This is a genomic window from Litorimonas cladophorae (genome assembly GCF_014652455.1).
GTDB classification, from domain to species: domain Bacteria; phylum Pseudomonadota; class Alphaproteobacteria; order Caulobacterales; family Maricaulaceae; genus Litorimonas; species Litorimonas cladophorae.
In genome coordinates this window covers 476,746-495,567 of sequence record NZ_BMYV01000002.1, presented here as the reverse complement: position 1 = coordinate 495,567, position 18,822 = coordinate 476,746, and the positions used below count along the sequence as shown (strand labels likewise).

Sequence of the window (18,822 nt, the reverse complement as noted above, 5' to 3'; positions counted from 1 at the left end):
TTTTTTTGCTCTGGGACGGAGGTGAAGCCCGAGTTGAAAACATTTACTATTTGTTTTTCGATATTTTATTATTGATAAACAATATGAATTTGCTATATCGTTTTCATGAGCCGGTGTGCCAACCGGCGGGAGACGAAAATGACTATTCCATATGACGCCCGAAATCCGTCGGATTTCGGCACAGCTAATACCCATTCTGCAAATGACCGAGGCTATCGGAAGAAACTCTTGATGTGGCGGGTGCTGCTCCTTCTGCTGCCGCTGTTGATTATCGGGGGTGCCATCGGCGGGTTTGTTGCCATGGGGGCGTTGAAACCGAAACCGGAAGAAAAAGTGGACGTTGTGAAAGCCATCCCGGTTCTAACCTCAACGGCTACACAGGAAGACGTTACCTTGAGCGTGAATGTTCAAGGCGAAGTTCAGCCCCGCACAGAGATTAATTTGGTCCCGCAAGTCAGCGGCCTTGCCACCTATATGTCTCCAAAATTTATTGAGGGCGGACAGTTTAATAAAGGTGACCTCATGGTGCGTATTGAGCCCGCTGAATTTGAACTGCGCGTCATTCAGGCTAAGGCCAATGTCGCCCAAGCCGAAACCGTCATCAGTCGGGAACAATCCGAATCTAATCTGGCACGACGCGATTGGGAAGAACTCGGTCGGGGCGAAGAAGCGACACCACTCATTCTCCGCGAACCGCAAATGGCAGAAGCGCGCGCGCAATTAGCGTCTGCAAAGGCCAGACTCGCCGAAGCTGAATTACAGCTAACACGTACATCCCTCTACGCGCCGTTCGAAGGCCGCGTCACTATCCGTCATGTTGACCAAGGTGAATTCGTCACGGCGGGCACAAAGCTTGGCGAAATATACGCGACCGACATTATGGATGTCAGGCTTCCCCTCACAAATGAAGAACTTCGGCGCGCAGGCATGACGTTAGGGTTTGAAGCGGCGCGATCGACATCGGGCATTCCCGTCAAACTCTCAGCAGATGTCGCAGGCACATTCAGCCAATGGCAGGGCCATGTTGTCCGTACGGACAGCCGTTTCGATAGCCAGACTCGCGTGCTTTACGCTTACGCGGAAGTCAAAGACCCCTTTGGCGCTGGCGCTGATAATGGCACGCCCTTGGCCCCTGGGATCTTTGTCAACGCCGCTGTCGAAGGACAAAAGATAGCGAACGCAATTATCATCCCGCGATCAGCCCTGCGTGGGAATGATAAAGTCTATGTCGCCGAGGACGACACCCTATCTATTCGTGATGTCAACGTGATTTCATCTGACCGCAACCGTGCAGTCTTGGACGGCGGTCTGTCCGTCGGCGATATCGTCATCACCTCTCCAATCCGCGGCGTGGCCGATGGTATGAAAATCGCGGTCGTCAAACCCAATACGACGTTGGCAGTGAGCGCCCCATCTCCTGAGGACGATCTGGGGGGAGAGGAATAATGAGCAAGATCATTAAGTGGTGGGCCAGCAACCCTGTCGCCGCCAACCTTCTGATGCTCGTCTGCTTTATTGGCGGCATTGTAAGCTATGTTCAAATTGAGCGTGAATTAGACCCCTATGTCGAATTTCCAGGCGCCTGGACCTATGTGGCTTGGCCCGGCGCGTCGCCGCAGGATGTCGAGGAGCAAATCATCGTGCGGATGGAAGAAGCGCTTTCCGAAGTCGAAGGTGTCAACCGCATGTGGGCTTTCGCAGGTGAAGGCGGTGGCTCTGTCACAGTCGTCGGGAAAAACGGCGTCGACGAGGCCAAACTCATGGCCGACGTCAAACGCCAAGTGGACTCGATCAACGCCTTTCCTCCCGCAGCCGAGGAACCGCAAATCAATGTCTTCAGAAACCGCGATGAAATTATCCGTCTGGCGGTTTCGGGCGACGAAACGATCACAGAGCGTGAACTAAAACGCTTTGCCGAAAAGACACGGCGCGAGATTGGATTGCTGGGCTATATTCCCGCGGTTGAACTCTTTGGCGTACGAAATGAGGAGGTCTCTATCGAGGTATCAGAAGACGCCCTTCGCCAATATGGTTTGACCCTAAATGAAGTCGCATTGGCTGTGCGCAGCACATCTGTGAATGCCTCATCAGGTACAGTGCGGACAGACATCGGAAACATGCAACTCCGTACGCGTAATCAGGCGGACACACAGGCCGAATTTGAAAACATCATTGTCAGCCAAGATGCTGGCGGGGCGACTATTCGTGTCAGGGATATCGCCACAGTTATCGACGGGTTTGAACAGGTCAATCTGCTCGCCACGGTCAATGGCAAACGCACGATACTTGTACAGGTCCAAAGTGGTCCGCGAATGGACATCACGAAAGCCTCTGAGAATGTAAAAAACTACTTAGAAAAATTGGAGAAAGACCTTCCTGCAGGTATTTCTGTTACGACTTGGGAAGACGAAGCTGACGCTTACGTTGACCGCATTCGGTCCATTGCCAATAACTTCTTCACAGGGCTAATCTTGGTCTGTTTGACGCTGATGTTATTTCTGCGTCCGATTATCGCCTTGTGGGTCTCTATCGGCATCGCAACGGCTTTCGCGGGTGGACTGGCGCTTCTTCCGCTCTTCGATGTCTCATTTAATATGATTTCGACCTTTGCCTTTTTACTCGTCATTGGCGTGATCGTCGATGACGCGATTATTGTTGGTGAGGCTATACATTTCAAAACCGAAGAAGGTGAGACAGGTCTGGATGCAGCCGTCAATGGCACGAACATGGTTGTTAAACCTGTCGTCTTTGCTGTGCTGACAACGATGATCTTCTTTGCGCCTTGGATGTATCTATCGGGCGGCACGAGTGAGTTTACGCGTGCAATTTCACTCGTCGTGATCTTGGCCCTCTTTTTCTCTCTAATAGAGTCTTTGCTGATCTTACCTGCGCATTTGGCCCACCTTAAACCGGTCAACCCGAAGAGCCGGATCATGCGGTTTCAAGCGAAAATTTCCAACAGCTTGATGTGGTTTGCGGAAGAGGTCTATCGCCCGCTTATCACGGTCGCCTTGAAACATCGGTACGTCACCGCCTCTATGTTCATGGCTTTGATGATTTTGACAATCGGGGCCGTGTCAAATGGTCTCGTCAAATCTTCATTTTTTCCGGAGAGCGAAAGCGACCAGATCGAAATCTCTGTCGAGCTCCCAGAGGGCACGCCCTATGCGCGCGCGCTGGAAGTCTTGGCGCAATTGCAACATGCTGAAGAAACGCTGCAGAAGGAAGTTTCTGCCGAAGACGGCGATCTCATCGAAAATTGGTACACCCGCTCACGGGATGATAACATTCTTGCGCTTGTCAAACTTGTGCCGCCCGAGACACGGTCTTTAACCGCAAAGCAGACAGCAGAGCGTCTGCGAGAGCTCATCGGTGAGGTGCCTGATGCCGAAAAAATCACGGTCAATTATAAGAATAACAATGACGGACCGCCAATTGAATACGTCCTAAATGCGAAGTCTTTTGAGGATCTTGAGGCGGCGGCTGACGATCTCATGACCCGCCTGCGCAGCTATGAAGGGGTTTTCAATGTCGTCAATGATATGGAGAGCGCCTCTGAAGAAGTGCAGTTCGATCTGAAGCCTGGTGCACAGGCGCTTGGAATTACAGCCGCAGATGTGGCGCGTCAGGTCCGTCAGGGGTTCTTCGGCGAAGAGGTCCAGCGCCTGCCTCGCGATGGCGAAGACGTACGGGTCTATGTTCGCTATCCGCGCGTGGATCGGGAGTCGCTCGACTTCTTAAAATCCATCCGCATTCGGACAAATGACGGACGGCAATTACCGCTGGATTCCGTAGCTGATCTCCGCTTTGAAAAAGGGACCAATCAAATCCTGCGGCGTGAACGTCAACGTGCGATCATCGTCAGTGCAGAGGTTGTTACCGACCGTATTGATGAAATCCGCAAAGAATTGAATGATGGGTTCTTTGATGAGTTCGATCAACTTCACCCTAATGTTACACGCGGAAATATTGGCCGCGCACAAGGTGAAGCTGAGTTCCAGCAAGAATTATTGATCTTCTTCCTGATCGCGATCGGAACAGCCTATTTCTTGGTGGCTGTATCTTTCAAATCCTATTTCGAACCGATCCTTATCCTGCTCGCGGCCATTCCGTTTTGTTATTGCGGCATGATCATTGGCCACATGACAATGGGCGCGACCATGTCGCTGCTCTCGATTCTGGGCATGTTTGCGGCAGCGGGTGTGGCGGTAAATGATAATCTGGTTCTATTGGATTATGTCCACCGCTTACGGGCGAAGGGTATGGATGGCGCACAGGCCTTGGTGGAGGCCGGTACGCGGCGGTTCCGCCCAATCTTGCTGACGTCCCTGACAACATTTGTGGGTCTTTTGCCGCTCTTGATGGAAAAGTCGCTTCAGGCGCAATGGCTGATCCCGATTGGCATTAGTTTGGCCTTTGGCGTGTTATTCGCGCTCTTCGTGACCCTGTTCTTTGTCCCGGCTTTATACGCCATTGGCGCAGATATCGGGCGGGGCGTGAAATATCTGATCAAGGGCACCCCACGCGAGGGCTTTACCTCAAAGCTTGGCACACCGCGTCCGAGTAAGGCGCCAGTGATTGTCGAAAGGTTTGGAGACTGAACCGTTGAATGGCAACGACAATGCCGTTTAATGGAAGTCTCGACTCGGAAATAATTTATTGGCCTGTTGGCGGGGGTGACGCGCCCCGCCGCCGCCTGCGTAATACCCACTGATATTCCGTTTCGGCGGAATGGATTTATCCTTGGCTGGCGAAAGATTATTTCCAAGGGATGTCTTGCCCGCGCGTCTGGCTTCCTTTGCGGGAACGGGGCGGCGGGCCTCATCGGCATTATCATGGCTAGGATTGATATGCTTACCCGCACTCTCCGCATCGCCCAAAGTATCGAGCAGATAAGACATATCCGTGATTTGATTTGCGATCACATGGGTCACGATCCCTTCGCGTTGCAGCTTCCCGCGTATTTTGAGCAAACGTCCCGTCATCACAGCTTTGCGTTTTTTCTCGAACATATTCGGCCAGACCACGATATTTGAGACGCCTGTCCCGTCTTCTAATGTCAGAAAAATAACGCCACTCGCCGTGCCGGGGCGTTGCCGCGTAATGACAAGACCGCAGACCTCGACACGCCTGCCATCGACCGTTTCGCGTAGGTCTTTAGCGGGTAGCGTTTGACCAATATCGGGCTGCAGCAATGTCACGGGGTGTTCACGCAAGGTCAAGCGTGTACCGATGTAATCTTCAAAGACTTCTTCGCGCAGGTCCATGCGCGGCAGGTTTGCAGTACCTTCGGGTAGGCCTTCCCCTAAATTGGCAAAGAGCGGTAACGGCTTTTCTCCACCCAGACCTTTCACGGCCCAGAGTGCATCTCGACGGTTCATACCGTGGGCAGCAAAAGCGTCGGCTTGCGCTAACTTTGACAGCGCCCCGCGATCCAACCCAGCCTTGCGCCAGACGGCATCAATCGAGCGATAGCCATTGCCGCGCGCCGCAGAAATCCAATCGCCATCTTCTTCGCGAAACCCCTTTATCTGACGAAAGCCAAGCCGCACGGCGAGTTGTCCATTGCCCGCTGGCTCCAACACATTGTCCCAATAACTATGCTCGACACAAATGGGGCGCACAGGAACACCATGTTCGCGGGCATCACGGACGATCTGCGCGGGCGCATAAAATCCCATGGGTTGGGAGTTGAGCAACGCACAGCAGAACACATCGGGGTGATGACATTTCAGCCAGCTGGACACATAAACCAACAGCGCAAAACTGGCCGCATGGCTCTCAGGAAAACCATAACCCGAGAAGCCTTCAAGTTGACGGAAGACCGCACAGGCGAAGTCCTCGTCATAGCCATTTTCGACACAGCCGACGATAAAACGATCTTTGAATTTTTGGATGGTTCCAGGTCCGCGTGCCGTCCCAAGAGCGCGGCGCAATTGGTCGGCTTCACTTGGTGTGAACCCTGCCGCCACAGATGCAATCTGCATGGCCTGTTCTTGGAATAAGGGGATACCCAATGTCTTGCCAAGCACAGGCTCTAAAGCCGCCGACGGATAGACAACCGGCTCTTCGCCGCGCCGACGTTTGATATAAGGATGCACCATGTCGCCTTGAATTGGGCCCGGGCGAATGACGGCGACTTCAATCACGAGATCATAAAATGTACGCGGGCGCATACGTGGCAGGAAGTTCATCTGCGCACGGCTCTCCACCTGAAAGACACCAAGCGTGTCGGCGATGCAAAGCATGTCATAGACTTCGGGATCTTCTTGGGGGATCGTCGCGAGTGCGTAATGCTCGCCCTTCCAATCTCCCAACAAATGGAATGCCTTGCGAATACAGGTCAACATCCCCAGCGCCAAGACGTCGATTTTCAACATGCCTATCTTATCAATATCATCTTTATCCCATTCAATGATTGTGCGGTCTGCCATGGCTGCATTTTCGACAGGGCACATTTCATCCAGCCGGCCTGCCGTAATGACAAACCCGCCAACATGTTGAGAGAGGTGACGTGGAAAGCCGATGATTTCATGTGTGAGTTCCATCGTCTGTCGCAAGCGGGGGTCCGCCGCATCAAGACCTGCGGAGGCGACACGGTCATCGCCAACGCCTCGGCTATTTGTGCCCCAGACTTGGGAGGACAATGCAGCGACAGCGTCCTCGGATAGGCCCATCGCCTTACCAACTTCGCGGATGGCAGCGCGGCTACGAAAGTGAATCACGGTCGAACATATTCCCGCGCGGTGGCGGCCATATTTCTGGTAGATATGCTGAATAACTTCTTCGCGGCGCTCATGTTCGAAATCGACATCAATGTCGGGCGGCTCTCCGCGTACCTCAGAGATAAATCGCTCGAACACCATTGAGATCGTTTCAGGCGACGCTTCAGTAATACCGAGTGCGTAACAGACCACAGAATTGGCAGCACTGCCGCGCCCTTGGCAGAGAATGTCTTGTGAGCGCGCAAAAGCAACGATGTCGTAAACTGTCAGAAAATATCGCGCGTAATTTAGCTCAGCGATCAGCTTTAATTCCTTTGCCACCATCGCTTGCACACGCGGGGTGAGGCCGTCGGGATAGCGCCATTTCAAACCCGTCTGCGTCAAACGGCGCAGACGAGCATCGGCGTCTTCACCATTCGTGACTTCATCGGGATATTCATATTTCAATTCATCCAAGGAGAATGGGCAACGCTCGACAATGACTTGCGTGTTCGCAAGTGCCTCAGGATAGGCCGCAAACAAGCGCCGCATTTCAAATTCAGACTTTAGGCGCGCTTCCGCATTGGGCTGCGCGAGACGGCCTAGCTGATCAATCTTCACCTTCTCACGGATACAGGAGAGCACATCCGCGAGACGCCGCCGACGCCCTGTGTGCATGATGACATGGCCGACGCTGACAAGGGGCACGTCCAGAGTTTCAGAGAGCTGTTTACGCTTCGCAAACCGCGCATCATCATCCCCGTCATAAGCCGGTTTCAACGCCAGAAAGACATCCGCGCCAAAGGCCGCTTTTAGCACGACAGCATGTTCGGGTTTCTCAATCAGAACAAAGACGCACTCGCCACCCCACTCCACCACATCTTCAAGGGTCAGAACACATTGCCCTTTGACCGCGCGACGTTTTCCAAGCGTCAACAGTCGGCATAGGTTTCCATAGCCTTTACGCGTTTTGGGATAGGCCACGATCTCGGCTCCATCTTGCAAGATAAGCCGCACCGCCACGAGGTAAGTCAGGCCTAATTCCTTCGCACCGGCATGTCCGCGCACGATGCCCGCGAAAGAATTCGTATCCGCAATCGCAATCGCCGACAGACCCAGCTCAACGGCGCGCACAACCAACTCCTCGGCGTGAGAAGCGCCTTTGAGAAAGGTGAAATTCGAGAGGCAATTCAGCTCGGCATAACTCACGCAAATCGACCCGCAATAAACCAATCCGGTTCCGTCGTCCCAGGATAGGTCATCAGCCACAGGCGCGGGCCGTCTTCCGTCTGTACCTGCCAATAGTCGCGGACCGATCCAAAGTCAGAGTGCCACCACTCGGCGGTCAGGCGTTCGGGGCCTTTGGCCTCTTGCGTCGCATAAACCGATTGTCGCCACTGGAACCGTTTCGGCGGACGGCCCGCTTCCAATGTTACCAATCGTTCGGGACGTTTAAACAAGCGCACGGGTCGTTTGCGCGGGGCAGCCGTCCATGACACAGGCTCGCGGCGGTCCATGGCTTCCACATGGATGAACTCACGTTCAGGCAAATGACTTTGCATCGGCATGAATTGGCGAACGCGGTCAAAACCAAGACGGTTGCCCAGCGTTGAGATAATCTTGGAGGTATCGTCTTCGGCTTGTTTGTGCTGATCCAGGCTGATCTGAAACGGCTGAATGGGCTCTACATGCGCGGCTTCCAAGCGAAACCAATCTGCGCCGAATTCTATCTTTAATTCATCCAGCGGCTTAGCAAATTGCTGCAAGACGGCTCGCTGTTCATGGGTAGGTCGCGCGAATCCAATATGCAGCACATGATCGCCTGTATCGACACAGCGCACCGTCAAATAATAACGCCGCGCCCCTTTGGCGTCCCCTGCCAGCCGTTTGCAGACCGATATGCTCAGACGCTCTAACACACCCAATAAATCCGCCTGTAATCCGATGGGGTCAGGCAATGTCATACGCGCCGCGTAAATGGGGTCGGCAGCTTTGGGCGAGACTGGGTCAGGCGAATGCCCAAGGCAAGATGACAAGGACTGCGTCAGTGAAAGCCCAAAGCGCCGCGCGAGCTCAGCTCGTTTAATCTCCATCAGCTGCCCCACGCGTTTGAGACCTGTGCGCCGCATATCTGAACTTAACTTTTGCGGCAGACGCAAAGCTTCCAAGGGCAGAGGCGCGAGGGCGGCGACCGTCTTACCAGCGCCTGCAATTTTGATGTCACTTTGACCAAAGCGCGCCAAAGCCCAAGCCGCACCTTTCGTATCGGCAATACCAATCCGCGAGGTGATCTGCATATCCGTCAGCCGTTCGCGCGTATGAGCCGCCATAGCCTGCTCACCGCCAAACAAATGCGCGCAGCCTGTGATGTCCAGGAACAAGCCATCAGGCGCGTCCAGCGCAATCCACGGCGACAGACTATCCGCCCAGCGCCAAAGCGCACGCAGCAAAGCGGCTTCGCGTACAGGATCAGAAGGCTCCGTCATCAGGTCAGGGCAGATCGCGCGCGCATCTGGCAAAGACAGGCCAGCCGACAGCCCGGCCGTCATCGCGCCCTCACTCAGGTGGGTCAGACGCCACGCGTTTTTAATCTCGGAGATAATTGCAAAACACTCCGCCACGCGCGGGTCGTCTTTGCGATACCGAAGATCAAGCGGCAGTTGCGGCAGCCAGATGGATAACACCCGCCTCATATGCGCCTCCGCTTGTCTCGGAATTTGCCCAGTGAACCCGCCACGCCCCAAGCTCGCCCTTACGGTTCTTGGTCAGCGACCAGACCCACGCATTTTCTCCCGCATTGGAGGCTTCACACTGCCAACGTGTTTCACAGGCTGATGTATGCGCGCGCCCGTGAATGAGAATGATACCAATACCGCCGCCCTCTTCTGCTGCGATTTGGAGGCGACGTGACTCGCGTAGGTTCGGGCCGCTGGAGAGTTCGATCACAACGCATTGCGCACATGTTGCTCGCAAAGCTTGTTCCGCCGCCCAAAGGACTTCGCTGCGGCTGACACCTTCTGTCAGAATGATGCGCGCAGGGTTGATGAAATCTTGCAAAGCCGTGGGGGCCAACGACCCAATTTCGCGCGCAAGCCCAATCCAAATAATGGGCCCTGATAAACGCGACGCCGTCAGCACAGCAAACATATCGGCGCTATCGCCCATCGCCTCATGCACGCGGCCTTTGGCCAAGCGCACGGGTTCTGAGAGGCAAAGCTCTTCCCGCGCCTGCAATGTAAAAGACGCAAGCGTCCCAACATCACGGCGATTGATGATTTCAACGACCGACATATGTTCTTATTTTGTTCTTATTCAAAACAAGGAGTCAAGCGAAAAGGAATTTAGTCCTAAAACTAAATGTGGATGGTTTTTTCGACCCGCAAAAAATTCTGGAAATGGGCAAGCCTAGACCGCCCTACGCCCACTTCGGAGTACCCGGCCGTCCGTTCAAAATAAAACAACGCCTTTGACATGCAAAGGCACGACAAAGGCGTTGTAAATAAAAGATAGGTTTTAGGTGGTCGATCCTATTCTTTTGCCTCTGCCACCTTTGGATCAGAGGTTCCACCTTGGCCCATGACTTGATAGCGTGGCTTGGGCGCATCGCTACCTTTCGGAGCAGGCCAGCCTTCTCGCTGTCCAGCGCGGTCACCGTCAGTTTCCTCTGTCTGATCATGGAACAAGTGAACTTTTGTATCATATGGCATGTCGATCGCCGCTTCATCTAAGGCGTTTTTGACCGCACGAATAACGGCAGCACGCTGTTGAACGACATTACCCCGCTTACTATTGGTCCACCAACGTGCGCGCAGCGTTACCCAGCTGGCGGCGAGATCCCACGGGAAGACTTCTGGTGCAGGGTCAGCCTCAACACCTTCAATTTTGACAAGCTCGGCTCGAATAATTTCGCATGCCGTATCAATGTCATCTGCATACCCAATACCGATATCATATTGTGACCGACGCATTTCATTGCCTGTCTTCACCAGAACCGCATTGGTATAAATATCACTGTTCGGAATCACAGCCCGCTGTCCGTCATAAGTATTGATGATAGTCGCGCGCGTCTCAATATGCGCAATCGTTCCCTCATACCCACTGACTTCAACTTGATCCCCAATTTCAAAGGGCTGTCGAATGAGAATAAGCAAGCCGGCCAGCCAGTTCTGCAAGATATCTTTAAAAGCAAACCCAATTGCGACGGAGCTCACACCCAGACCCGCCACGAGATCACCCGGGTTTAAAGTCGGAACAACAATAGTTGCTGCAATCAGTAACCCAAATAAGATAACAGCGGCTTTTAAAAAGCCTCCCATAATTTCGCCCAAGTTGGAGCGCCCTTTAGAGGTCGCTGTTTTCAAAACAACTTTCTTGAGAATGATCGCGATAATCAAAAATACGAAAAAGACAATTATCGAAACAACCAGATTTGGAAGTATCGCGACAAAGCCATCCAGCCATGAATCAATTTTTTCCAAAGCGAGTGAAGGATTTAAATCGACTTCCCCCGTTTTGTCAGCTGCAATGTCAGTGTTGTCTTGGGCCATCAAAATTCTCCTTAACCTCTGGAGCTTTACGCAAGGCGGCAGAAAGAGTTCCCTGAAAATTGGGAAGACGTCCCATTCCTTGGCGTGAGGCAGCTGCCGCAATTTATTCGACATAGGAAAGACCATGGCTTCGCAGATATTTTGGAACAACTTATGGACTTGCGTGTTTAACATTCGTGGCGCGGATACCCGTGATTTTCAAAGAACGGCGAAACAATGAATGACGTAACTATCAGAATATTAAACTCCGTCACCAAAGCACTAATTGATAGCTCCCAAGGTTACCAAGCGTGCGCTGAGGTCTGCGAGGATAATTATAAGCTACAAAGTGAATTTGCGCGCCGTCGCGAAGAGCGGAACGAGATCATTTCTGAATTTCAGAACCATGTGCGTGAACTCGGCGGTGACCCTGCAGAAACGGGCTCTTTATCTGGCGCCGTTCACCGCGGTTTCACTCGCTTTTCATCCTTGTTTCGGGATGACGAAGTTGCGGCGATTTCCGCTCTAGATGATGGTGAGGAATTTTTAGCGGAGAAAATAGAGGATAAACTTAAAGATTATATTGTGGATGATTCGACCGCTGAGCTTCTAACGAAAGCTCATTTAGCCGCCAAGAAGGGTGAACGCTTCGCGGATATGATCGGGCAGAACTTCAAGTAATCAAACATCCTTGCACGGTATAGAGCTAGAGAATGACCACCCAGATCGACTGCCTGCCCAGATCGTTGAGGTATAGCTCAGACTCTGAACCAGGGTTTAGTTCCACCACCCGCGGAAAAACTCGAAAGTTCTTTGACCCTAAAGGCAATCAAGTCTCCGACACTAAACAGCTTGCACGCTTAAATGGTTTAGCCATTCCACCCGCTTATGAAGACATCTGGATATGTCGCGACGCGCGGGGGCATCTGCAAATGACAGGGCGAGATGTGGCCGGTCGCAAACAATACAGATATCACGAAGATTGGAGCACCTTCCGGGCGAAACAGAAATACAACGCTTTGCCTGCATTTGGTGCACACCTTCCCAAGCTCCGCCGACGCGTCTCCCGCGACTTGCGGCGATCGGATGTCGACAGCCGCTTCGTTACGGCCGCTTTGGTCCGCCTGATCGATGCGGCGGCATTACGGATTGGAAACGCGGCATATACGGATAGTAATAATTCCTACGGAGCAACGACGCTTCGGCAGAAACATATAAAATTGAGCGAGACATCGGTTAAATTAGACTTCCGCGCAAAAGGCGGGAAGCGCGTTAGAAAAGTTATTAAAGATCGAACGCTGAACCGTGTTTTGGAAAGTATTGATGATCTGCCAGGTCGAGACATTTTCCAATACGTCAATGCCAATGGCGATGTCAGCCGAATCGATTCCAGTCAGGTAAATGAATATCTGGGAGAGAATTTCACCGCGAAGACATTTAGAACATGGCATGGGACTGTTGCGGCCTTCACCGCAGCGGAAAAACCCGATGGCAGAGTGACGCTCAAACTTATGTCCGAGGCCGCGGCTAAACGTCTTCACAATACACCCTCAATTTGCAGATCAAGCTACATCCATCCTGCGGTCATAAAGCTCGCGGAATTAGAGTCGCAAGAACTGGAGGATACATTTTGTGAGCTGAGACAAACCACGCAAAGAATGCCTGGGTTGAAAGCCTATGAGAGACGGTGCTTAAACCTGATATCAACCCAGTTTTAATCTGGGAAATGTGGGAGGGATAACACTCTCGTTACTCTGTTCAGCACGCGACTTGCGATGAATCTCAAAACCTTAGGCCGAATGATTAAGCGTGATCCGAACTTCAATCCCGTCTGAATGCGGACGCCGCACACAGTCAATACCGCGCACCACTCTAAGCAACTTAGAGCCAAACCCGGTGGCTTTCATAGGCCCGACTTCGCCGACGCCAGTTTCCATCCAGACAATTTCTGTTTGCGTGTCAGTTGTCGTCCAGATAATGTCCAGACTCCCAGTCTCTACGGAAAAACATCCATATTTTGCGGCGTTAGTCGAGAGCTCATGCACAACCATGGACAGGTCTTTTGCCGTCTCAGCCGACAACTCTACACGAGGGCCATCTAAGGAGAACTTGTCTTCACCTTGAACGGACATGGCACTTAATTCGTCATTCAATAGATCTTTCAGCGACATTCCCAAAAAATCGTTTTTATATAGTCTTTCATGTGCTCGACTCATGGCACCCACGCGCGATACAAACTCGTTTGTGAAATCTTCTACTGACGTCTGCCCTCGGCTACTTAAACGAGCGATCGACTGAATGACGCTCAACACGTTTTTTACGCGGTGGTTAAGCTCCTGAGCGATCAAATCGCGCTGTGTTTCCGCTTGAACACGTGAACTCACATCTTCCACATATTGAACAATATGTGTCACGCGACCCGACGCATCTCTGATAGGTTCCTGGGTGGCTTGCCAGTAATGAAGATTTTCGATACCATCAGGCCCCATGATGTGAAAGGGCTGAGCATCCAATCGAGTAACGCTGCCGTTTATAGTTTCCCGAAACTGGTGGTGTACTTGCTGCACACGTTCTGGGTGTTCAGGGAATACGTCAAAGACATGTCTGCCCTCTAGCTCTGCCCACGTCTTGCGCGTTGACTCAAGATACGCCTGATTTGCAAAACTGAACTCTAGTTCAGTATTCAAAACCATGACGGGCAGGGTCCAAGCTTCTACGGCATCGATAAACCGCATATCGCTAATGCCTCCAGCGAAACTATGCATCACAGCCCTAACTCACATAATGCCGCATTCGGCAACGATTGCACTAATCACTCAGCCCCGGACAGTCAGATCGGCCGCCTAGTTTTGTTTTCAAAGGTTCTAGTCCGAAGGACCCTTGTGGCTCAAGCACAAAAAAGCCGCCAAGACGTGGCGGCTTTTCATCATTAAGTCTGCTCGAGCCTAGCGGTTTGGATTGTTAGCTGGGTCGTCTTCTTTTGGTCGGGTGACATCCAGTGTTGGCACTTTAATCGTTTCCGTAGTCGTTCCTGCATCGACATCGACATCCACGGGGACTTCAATTTCAATTGTTTTAGTCTCGGTCTCGACGCCAACTGTCGGCACTTCAACTTCGACGTCTTTGGTGCCCATTTCTACCGTCGCGACGTCTACATCAAACTTTGGCAGCTGGCCCTCAGCGACTTTAACATCGACATCTGGCAAGCGAGCTTCCTGAGTTTGATCAACGTCTACCAAATATAAAGCGGCTGCAGCAATGCCAGCCACGACTAAAGCTGATACTGCAATGACGGCGACTTTGCCTTTACCGCCAGTTTCATTGCGGGTGTGACGCGATCCGTTGCGGTTGTAAGGATCGTTTGAATTGAGAGGTTTGTTAGAGTTAGACATGTGTGTCTCCTGTGTGTGAGTGAATTCGCCGAAGTTTGAACGTTGTGGTTTAGGACTTTGGTCCAATAAAGAACCAAACGATCAGGCCGATGAGTGGGAAGACTAGAACGAATAGGGTCCACAGAACCTTTTTGCCGGTAGATGCGGATGAGCCGATGATGCTCAAAATTGCCCAGATCGCGAGCACCAAGTGAATTAATCCAAGTAAGCCCTCGAACATTTTATCTCCAATTTAGATTGCGGCATTATCGCCGTCGTATAGAAGATGAACGTCGGTTAATGCGAAATGGTTCCCAAAAACTTTGACTTTGGTTAAAACTTGCGACACGTTTGACAGTCTCATGGATTGCACTACATTGGCGCAGCATAAAAATTACATGTCCAGAATATATGGCAGTGAGGCTAGGAACTTTTAACAAAGATCTGCGTATTCTTTAGTATGACCGAGGCAAGAACACAGAAAACGATTTTCATCGTAGAAGACGATCCCTTCATCGCCATGGATCTTGAGGACATTTTCCTTGAGAGAGGCTTTGAAGTTATTGGTCCGTTTGCTGACGTCGACGCAGGCCTCAGCGCTCTACGCGGTATGCGCCCAGATTTTGCCATGTTGGATTACAACTTAGGCAAGGAAACAAGTATTCCATTGGCGCAGGTCTTGAATAAGAACGAAATCCCTTATGTGTTTTTATCAGGGCAGGTAGAGAAGGTCGTCATTGGCCACGATATTCCAGCAAGACCCGTGATACCCAAACCATTTATGCCACATAAGCTCGTCGCTATGGTCGAATCCCTTATGAATCCGGCTTAGGATACAGTCAAATTAAGCAATCTGAACCTTGGCAGCGAAGGTAGCAGGGAAGGCCATAATCCCTCATCCGCCAAGGCCATCTGTGAAAGATGGTCGCCGCACATATCTTCCCGGGAAACCGACTGCATTAACTTGTGCTAATTGACACTCTGAGAAACACATAGCCGATCTGGCCTGGCGCTAACCTGATATATCAGCCCTTTAGGCGAAAGCGCGTAGTCGGCCTCTCCTAATAAATCCATGGGTACGATCCGCTTCAGAATTTGGCTCCCAAAGCCCGGGTCAACTTTTTCTGTTGAGGATGGATTTGGAAGATCCGATTTGAGCTTTTCCGCCCAGTTTAACGTTATTACTTCACCTGTTTTCCAACCCAATGTTAGCTCACCGTCACGGGGGCCTAAGACGCCGTGTTTGACGGCATTTGTACCCAGCTCACTCAGCATCAGGGTCAAAATGAACGCGCCTCTGGGGGAAACATGGAAATTGTCAGTGAAATCGATTTTCACGCGATGTCTGTTGCTGGAGGTAAGAAATGGCGCCAAGGTAGTTTCAACCAACTCTGACATTGGGATACTGGCCCATTTATGCGCGGCCAAAAGGGATTGCGTTTGGCCGAGCGTCGTGATTTTTTCACGGAGGCGCCGCACAAATTTATCTTTGTCGACCTCACTTTTTCCAACCATCGAAATCAAGGCTGAAACATGCGCATACATGTTCCCCATACGGTGGCGTAATTCTTCATTTACGACGGTCAAATCACTCACCATTTGAGATTTCTCGACCATTTCGATTTCGGTCATAACGCTGGCAGCTAAGTCTTCGAGGATTTGCTTATCATCAGGTGAAAAATCAAACCTCGGAGAACTGTCGATCACACATAGTGTTCCGAGCGCAAATCCATCTGTAGTGATTAAAGGAGCGCCCGCATAAAACCGTATCGCAGGGCCACCTGTCACAAGCGGGTTCTGCACAAATCTCGGGTCCTTTCGAGCATCAGGAACAACCATCACATCGTTATTGAGAATCGCATGGTCGCAAAACGACACCTCGCGTTCAGTCTCATCTAACTCTAGGCCGACTTTGGACTTGAACCACTGTCGGTCAGAATCAATGAGTGAAATAATGGCGATTTCAGTTCCGAGCGCACGAGACGCCAAGCGTGTGAGCCTGTCGAAACGCTCTTCTGAACCAGAGTCAAGTAAGTACGTCGCCTTAAGCGCGGCAAGCCGATCCGAGTCAAACATATGCTGTCCTTAAACGGCAAAACCGTGAAGACCTTCCCTGCATGCGAAAGGTGGTACATGTTTTGCCCCTAGGTTTAAAGGCGTATTAACCGCGGGGAGTTGTGAGCAATACCTGTTCGCAAAAAACAGGATAGTCTCGAAAACGAGTTCGTGATCCAATCGGTGCATACAGGGCTTTGATTGGACCATTGACCTCCCGGGGGTGTCGCGGAGAGTTGAGAGCGTTATCTACGCCTTGTCGACCTCGGAGTGTGATTTTAGGACTGCATCCCCGTCATCTTGCTTGATGTAATAAGCAGGCTCGCTCTCACTGGCCTCTCGGGTAACTTCGTTCCCCTTGATTTTGCTTGTAACTTTCTCGGTATAAACTGTTTCTATTTTGCCCGTCCCCGTGCCGTTACCCCAGCTCCATTTGACTTCAGTTCCTTCTGAATAACTCGACATTTTGCCTCTTTCACTTTTGTTGCTCTATATAAAAAATGCCTAAGCAAAAAATTGGTTCCCGTTTCCACTAGGATTGCCTACGAATTTGAGGCTACACGACAATCCAGACCTGAAACAGACAGAGATAACTTCGAATGGACTCACTCGTCAAACGCATCGGGTATTACTCGGAAGTCGACTCTCATGCCTTTGAGAGCATTAAGCGCTTAACTCACAAAATTGAAACACGGTCGCCAGGTCAAGAGATCGTGGTTGAGGGTGAACATGTCGACTTCGTTTTCGTTGTGGTCTCCGGATGGGCCATCCGCTTTCGCATGATGGATGATGGTCGACGTCAAATTCTGAACTTTATGCTGCCGGGTGATTGCTTTGATCTCATGGCCATTGGGCGCGCGCGCTCGGATCACAGCGTCTCTGCTGCCAGCGACGTTACTTTGCGCCGTATCCGGGCTGATGATTTCATGAAAACCATCTCGAATGATCCGCAACTGGCGACTTCATTTTGGTGGGCGGCAATTCAAGAAGAAGCAATATTACGCGAGCAAATCGTTAGAGTAGGTCGCCGAACAGCCCGAGAACGCGTCGGTCACCTTATCTTAGAGCTCAATAGACGCGTCGCGGCCGTCACAGGTGAACTGAGTGACCATCTCGCTTTGCCCGTCCCGCAGGCATTATTCGCTGACGCGCTGGGACTTTCCATCGTTCACGTATCTCGTACTCTATCACGATTGAAAGCGGATGGCCTTGTCCGAACCACCCGCGCAGGCATTGAAATTATGAACAGAAAGAAGCTGTCAGAATTATGTGATTTTGACAGCCGATATCTGCATTTGGAGAAGTTGAAATTTAAGCCTTATGGAAGAACAACGCCTGACTGATGGCGGCTTTCACATTTTCAGGACGGAACGGCTTGCTGATGAGATAAGCCGGTTCGGGCCTTTCGCCTGTAAGAAGACGCTCTGGGAAGGCTGTAATAAAAATCACTGGCACGTCGTATTTCTTCAGAATATCTGCGACCGCGTCTATGCCTGAACTTCCATCAGCCAACTGTACATCTGCGAGAACGATTCCAGGCTTCTTGGCTTTGGCGGCCTTTACGGCTTCTGTCTCAGTCGCGGCTATCGCATCCACAGTATGACCCAAATCTTCGACGATGCCTTCGATATCAGCTGCAATGATAGGCTCGTCTTCGATGATTAGGACATTGGTCCGCAATTCTTTCTCAATATCGGCTTCTGCTTCATCTAACAGGGATTGCGCTGCCGCCTCCTCGACTCGCATGATGACAGCAATATCTTGCGCAGGGATGCCTTCAACAGCGTTGAGAAGAAAGGCCTGCCGGGAAGCTGGGGTAAGTTTCCGAACTCTGGCCTCAGGCGTATCGCCTTCCGGCGCGCTTCCGTCATCCAGCGTACCACCGGTCGAGTTCCAGATGCCAAGGAACATCTGAAAAAGGCCTACTTTCGGAGACAGGTTTTGGTCTAACGACGCGCTACCGGCGACTAAAGCCTCCAAAGCGGCCCTCACATATGTATCCCCTTCAGACTGACTGCCAGTCAGCGCACGCGCGAAACGGCGCAAATAAGGGATATGTGGCGCGTATTTTTCTACCAAGCTCATCTTTTTCTCAATCTTCTAATTTTATGCGGAACTTTCTGATTGTTTCCGCGTTTTGAATTTAGACCGCACTCATAAATATGT

16 protein-coding genes are annotated in these 18,822 nt (G+C 51.6%); 6 read left to right on the top strand and 10 right to left on the bottom strand.

What is annotated here, in order from left to right; all coding sequences use genetic code 11:
* The first annotated feature begins 138 nt into the window (after positions 1-138).
* Both IE073_RS10150 and IE073_RS10145 read left to right on the top strand, forming a co-directional pair.
* Complete coding sequence (locus IE073_RS10150) at positions 139-1,446, top strand: efflux RND transporter periplasmic adaptor subunit (RefSeq protein ID WP_189585186.1); 1,308 nt, start codon at positions 139-141, stop codon at positions 1,444-1,446.
* Positions 1,446-4,601: an efflux RND transporter permease subunit gene (locus IE073_RS10145; RefSeq protein ID WP_189585183.1), complete on the top strand. Its 3,156-nt coding sequence runs from the start codon at positions 1,446-1,448 to the stop codon at positions 4,599-4,601. The genes IE073_RS10150 and IE073_RS10145 overlap by 1 nt, the downstream gene beginning before the upstream one ends.
* 27 nt (positions 4,602-4,628) lie before the next feature.
* Here IE073_RS10145 and IE073_RS10140 read toward each other — a convergent pair whose 3' ends face one another.
* The 4 genes from IE073_RS10140 to IE073_RS10125 form a co-directional block, all read right to left on the bottom strand.
* A complete protein-coding gene (locus IE073_RS10140) occupies positions 4,629-7,913 on the bottom strand; it encodes an error-prone DNA polymerase (RefSeq protein WP_189586269.1) in 3,285 nt (1,094 codons plus the stop codon).
* Entirely contained in the window at positions 7,910-9,397 is a 1,488-nt protein-coding gene (locus IE073_RS10135; protein ID WP_189585180.1) for a Y-family DNA polymerase, read from the bottom strand. Before IE073_RS10135 ends, IE073_RS10140 begins: the two co-directional genes overlap by 4 nt.
* Positions 9,354-9,995, bottom strand: coding sequence for a hypothetical protein (locus tag IE073_RS10130; RefSeq protein ID WP_189585177.1), 642 nt, complete (start codon positions 9,993-9,995; stop codon positions 9,354-9,356). The genes IE073_RS10135 and IE073_RS10130 overlap by 44 nt, the downstream gene beginning before the upstream one ends.
* A 236-nt stretch (positions 9,996-10,231) precedes the next feature.
* Positions 10,232-11,251, bottom strand: a complete 1,020-nt coding sequence (locus tag IE073_RS10125; RefSeq protein WP_189585173.1) for a mechanosensitive ion channel family protein — start codon at positions 11,249-11,251, stop codon at positions 10,232-10,234.
* Between the two features lie 216 nt (positions 11,252-11,467).
* Between IE073_RS10125 and IE073_RS10120 the strand changes: the two genes are divergently transcribed.
* Together IE073_RS10120 and IE073_RS10115 are read left to right on the top strand one after the other, a co-directional pair.
* Entirely contained in the window at positions 11,468-11,911 is a 444-nt protein-coding gene (locus IE073_RS10120; RefSeq protein ID WP_189585170.1) for a PA2169 family four-helix-bundle protein, read from the top strand.
* Between the two features lie 32 nt (positions 11,912-11,943).
* Positions 11,944-12,948, top strand: a complete 1,005-nt coding sequence (locus IE073_RS10115; protein ID WP_189585166.1) for a DNA topoisomerase IB — start codon at positions 11,944-11,946, stop codon at positions 12,946-12,948.
* A gap of 72 nt (positions 12,949-13,020) precedes the next feature.
* On the opposite strand, the gene IE073_RS10110 is transcribed toward IE073_RS10115, so the two are convergent.
* From IE073_RS10110 to IE073_RS10100, 3 genes are all read right to left on the bottom strand, one after another.
* Entirely contained in the window at positions 13,021-13,995 is a 975-nt protein-coding gene (locus IE073_RS10110) for a sensor histidine kinase (protein WP_189585164.1), read from the bottom strand.
* Between the two features lie 180 nt (positions 13,996-14,175).
* A complete protein-coding gene (locus IE073_RS10105) occupies positions 14,176-14,622 on the bottom strand; it encodes a hypothetical protein (protein ID WP_233349995.1) in 447 nt (148 codons plus the stop codon).
* Positions 14,623-14,671: 49 nt separating this feature from the next.
* Complete coding sequence (locus tag IE073_RS10100) at positions 14,672-14,842, bottom strand: PLD nuclease N-terminal domain-containing protein (RefSeq protein ID WP_189585161.1); 171 nt, start codon at positions 14,840-14,842, stop codon at positions 14,672-14,674.
* Between the two features lie 219 nt (positions 14,843-15,061).
* Here IE073_RS10100 and IE073_RS10095 point away from each other — a divergent pair, with 219 nt between their 5' ends.
* A complete protein-coding gene (locus IE073_RS10095; RefSeq protein WP_189585157.1) occupies positions 15,062-15,433 on the top strand; it encodes a response regulator in 372 nt (123 codons plus the stop codon).
* 137 nt (positions 15,434-15,570) lie between these two features.
* Here the strand turns inward: IE073_RS10095 and IE073_RS10090 are convergent, their stop codons facing one another.
* Together IE073_RS10090 and IE073_RS10085 are read right to left on the bottom strand one after the other, a co-directional pair.
* Positions 15,571-16,677 carry a sensor histidine kinase gene (locus tag IE073_RS10090; RefSeq protein WP_189585154.1) on the bottom strand — a complete coding sequence of 369 codons (1,107 nt, stop codon included), beginning with the start codon at positions 16,675-16,677 and terminating at the stop codon, positions 15,571-15,573.
* A gap of 228 nt (positions 16,678-16,905) precedes the next feature.
* Positions 16,906-17,121 (bottom strand): hypervirulence associated TUDOR domain-containing protein, encoded by a 216-nt coding sequence (locus IE073_RS10085; RefSeq protein WP_189585151.1) that lies wholly within the window; start codon positions 17,119-17,121, stop codon positions 16,906-16,908.
* A gap of 134 nt (positions 17,122-17,255) precedes the next feature.
* Between IE073_RS10085 and IE073_RS10080 the strand changes: the two genes are divergently transcribed.
* Complete coding sequence (locus tag IE073_RS10080) at positions 17,256-17,999, top strand: Crp/Fnr family transcriptional regulator (protein WP_189585148.1); 744 nt, start codon at positions 17,256-17,258, stop codon at positions 17,997-17,999.
* On the opposite strand, the gene IE073_RS10075 is transcribed toward IE073_RS10080, so the two are convergent.
* The gene (locus tag IE073_RS10075; protein ID WP_189585145.1) at positions 17,968-18,741 is read right to left on the bottom strand and encodes a response regulator; all 774 of its coding nucleotides are present in this window, start codon (positions 18,739-18,741) and stop codon (positions 17,968-17,970) included. The two genes, IE073_RS10080 and IE073_RS10075, sit on opposite strands and share 32 nt — an antisense overlap.
* Between the last annotated feature and the right edge of the window lie 81 nt (positions 18,742-18,822).

What these genes read in the sequence shown, in the direction of transcription:
- IE073_RS10090 (WP_189585154.1), bottom strand. Translation starts at nt 16,677, where the DNA reads ATGTTTGACTCGGATCGGCTTGCCGCGCTTAAGGCGACGTACTTACTT.
- IE073_RS10095 (WP_189585157.1), top strand. Translation starts at nt 15,062, where the DNA reads ATGACCGAGGCAAGAACACAGAAAACGATTTTCATCGTAGAAGACGAT.
- IE073_RS10135 (WP_189585180.1), bottom strand. Translation starts at nt 9,397, where the DNA reads ATGAGGCGGGTGTTATCCATCTGGCTGCCGCAACTGCCGCTTGATCTT.
- IE073_RS10085 (WP_189585151.1), bottom strand. Translation starts at nt 17,121, where the DNA reads ATGTCGAGTTATTCAGAAGGAACTGAAGTCAAATGGAGCTGGGGTAAC.
- IE073_RS10130 (WP_189585177.1), bottom strand. Translation starts at nt 9,995, where the DNA reads ATGTCGGTCGTTGAAATCATCAATCGCCGTGATGTTGGGACGCTTGCG.
- IE073_RS10120 (WP_189585170.1), top strand. Translation starts at nt 11,468, where the DNA reads ATGAATGACGTAACTATCAGAATATTAAACTCCGTCACCAAAGCACTA.
- IE073_RS10150 (WP_189585186.1), top strand. Translation starts at nt 139, where the DNA reads ATGACTATTCCATATGACGCCCGAAATCCGTCGGATTTCGGCACAGCT.
- IE073_RS10100 (WP_189585161.1), bottom strand. Translation starts at nt 14,842, where the DNA reads ATGTTCGAGGGCTTACTTGGATTAATTCACTTGGTGCTCGCGATCTGG.
- IE073_RS10080 (WP_189585148.1), top strand. Translation starts at nt 17,256, where the DNA reads ATGGACTCACTCGTCAAACGCATCGGGTATTACTCGGAAGTCGACTCT.
- IE073_RS10105 (WP_233349995.1), bottom strand. Translation starts at nt 14,622, where the DNA reads ATGTCTAACTCTAACAAACCTCTCAATTCAAACGATCCTTACAACCGC.
- IE073_RS10145 (WP_189585183.1), top strand. Translation starts at nt 1,446, where the DNA reads ATGAGCAAGATCATTAAGTGGTGGGCCAGCAACCCTGTCGCCGCCAAC.
- IE073_RS10115 (WP_189585166.1), top strand. Translation starts at nt 11,944, where the DNA reads ATGACCACCCAGATCGACTGCCTGCCCAGATCGTTGAGGTATAGCTCA.
- IE073_RS10125 (WP_189585173.1), bottom strand. Translation starts at nt 11,251, where the DNA reads ATGGCCCAAGACAACACTGACATTGCAGCTGACAAAACGGGGGAAGTC.
- IE073_RS10075 (WP_189585145.1), bottom strand. Translation starts at nt 18,741, where the DNA reads ATGAGCTTGGTAGAAAAATACGCGCCACATATCCCTTATTTGCGCCGT.
- IE073_RS10110 (WP_189585164.1), bottom strand. Translation starts at nt 13,995, where the DNA reads ATGCATAGTTTCGCTGGAGGCATTAGCGATATGCGGTTTATCGATGCC.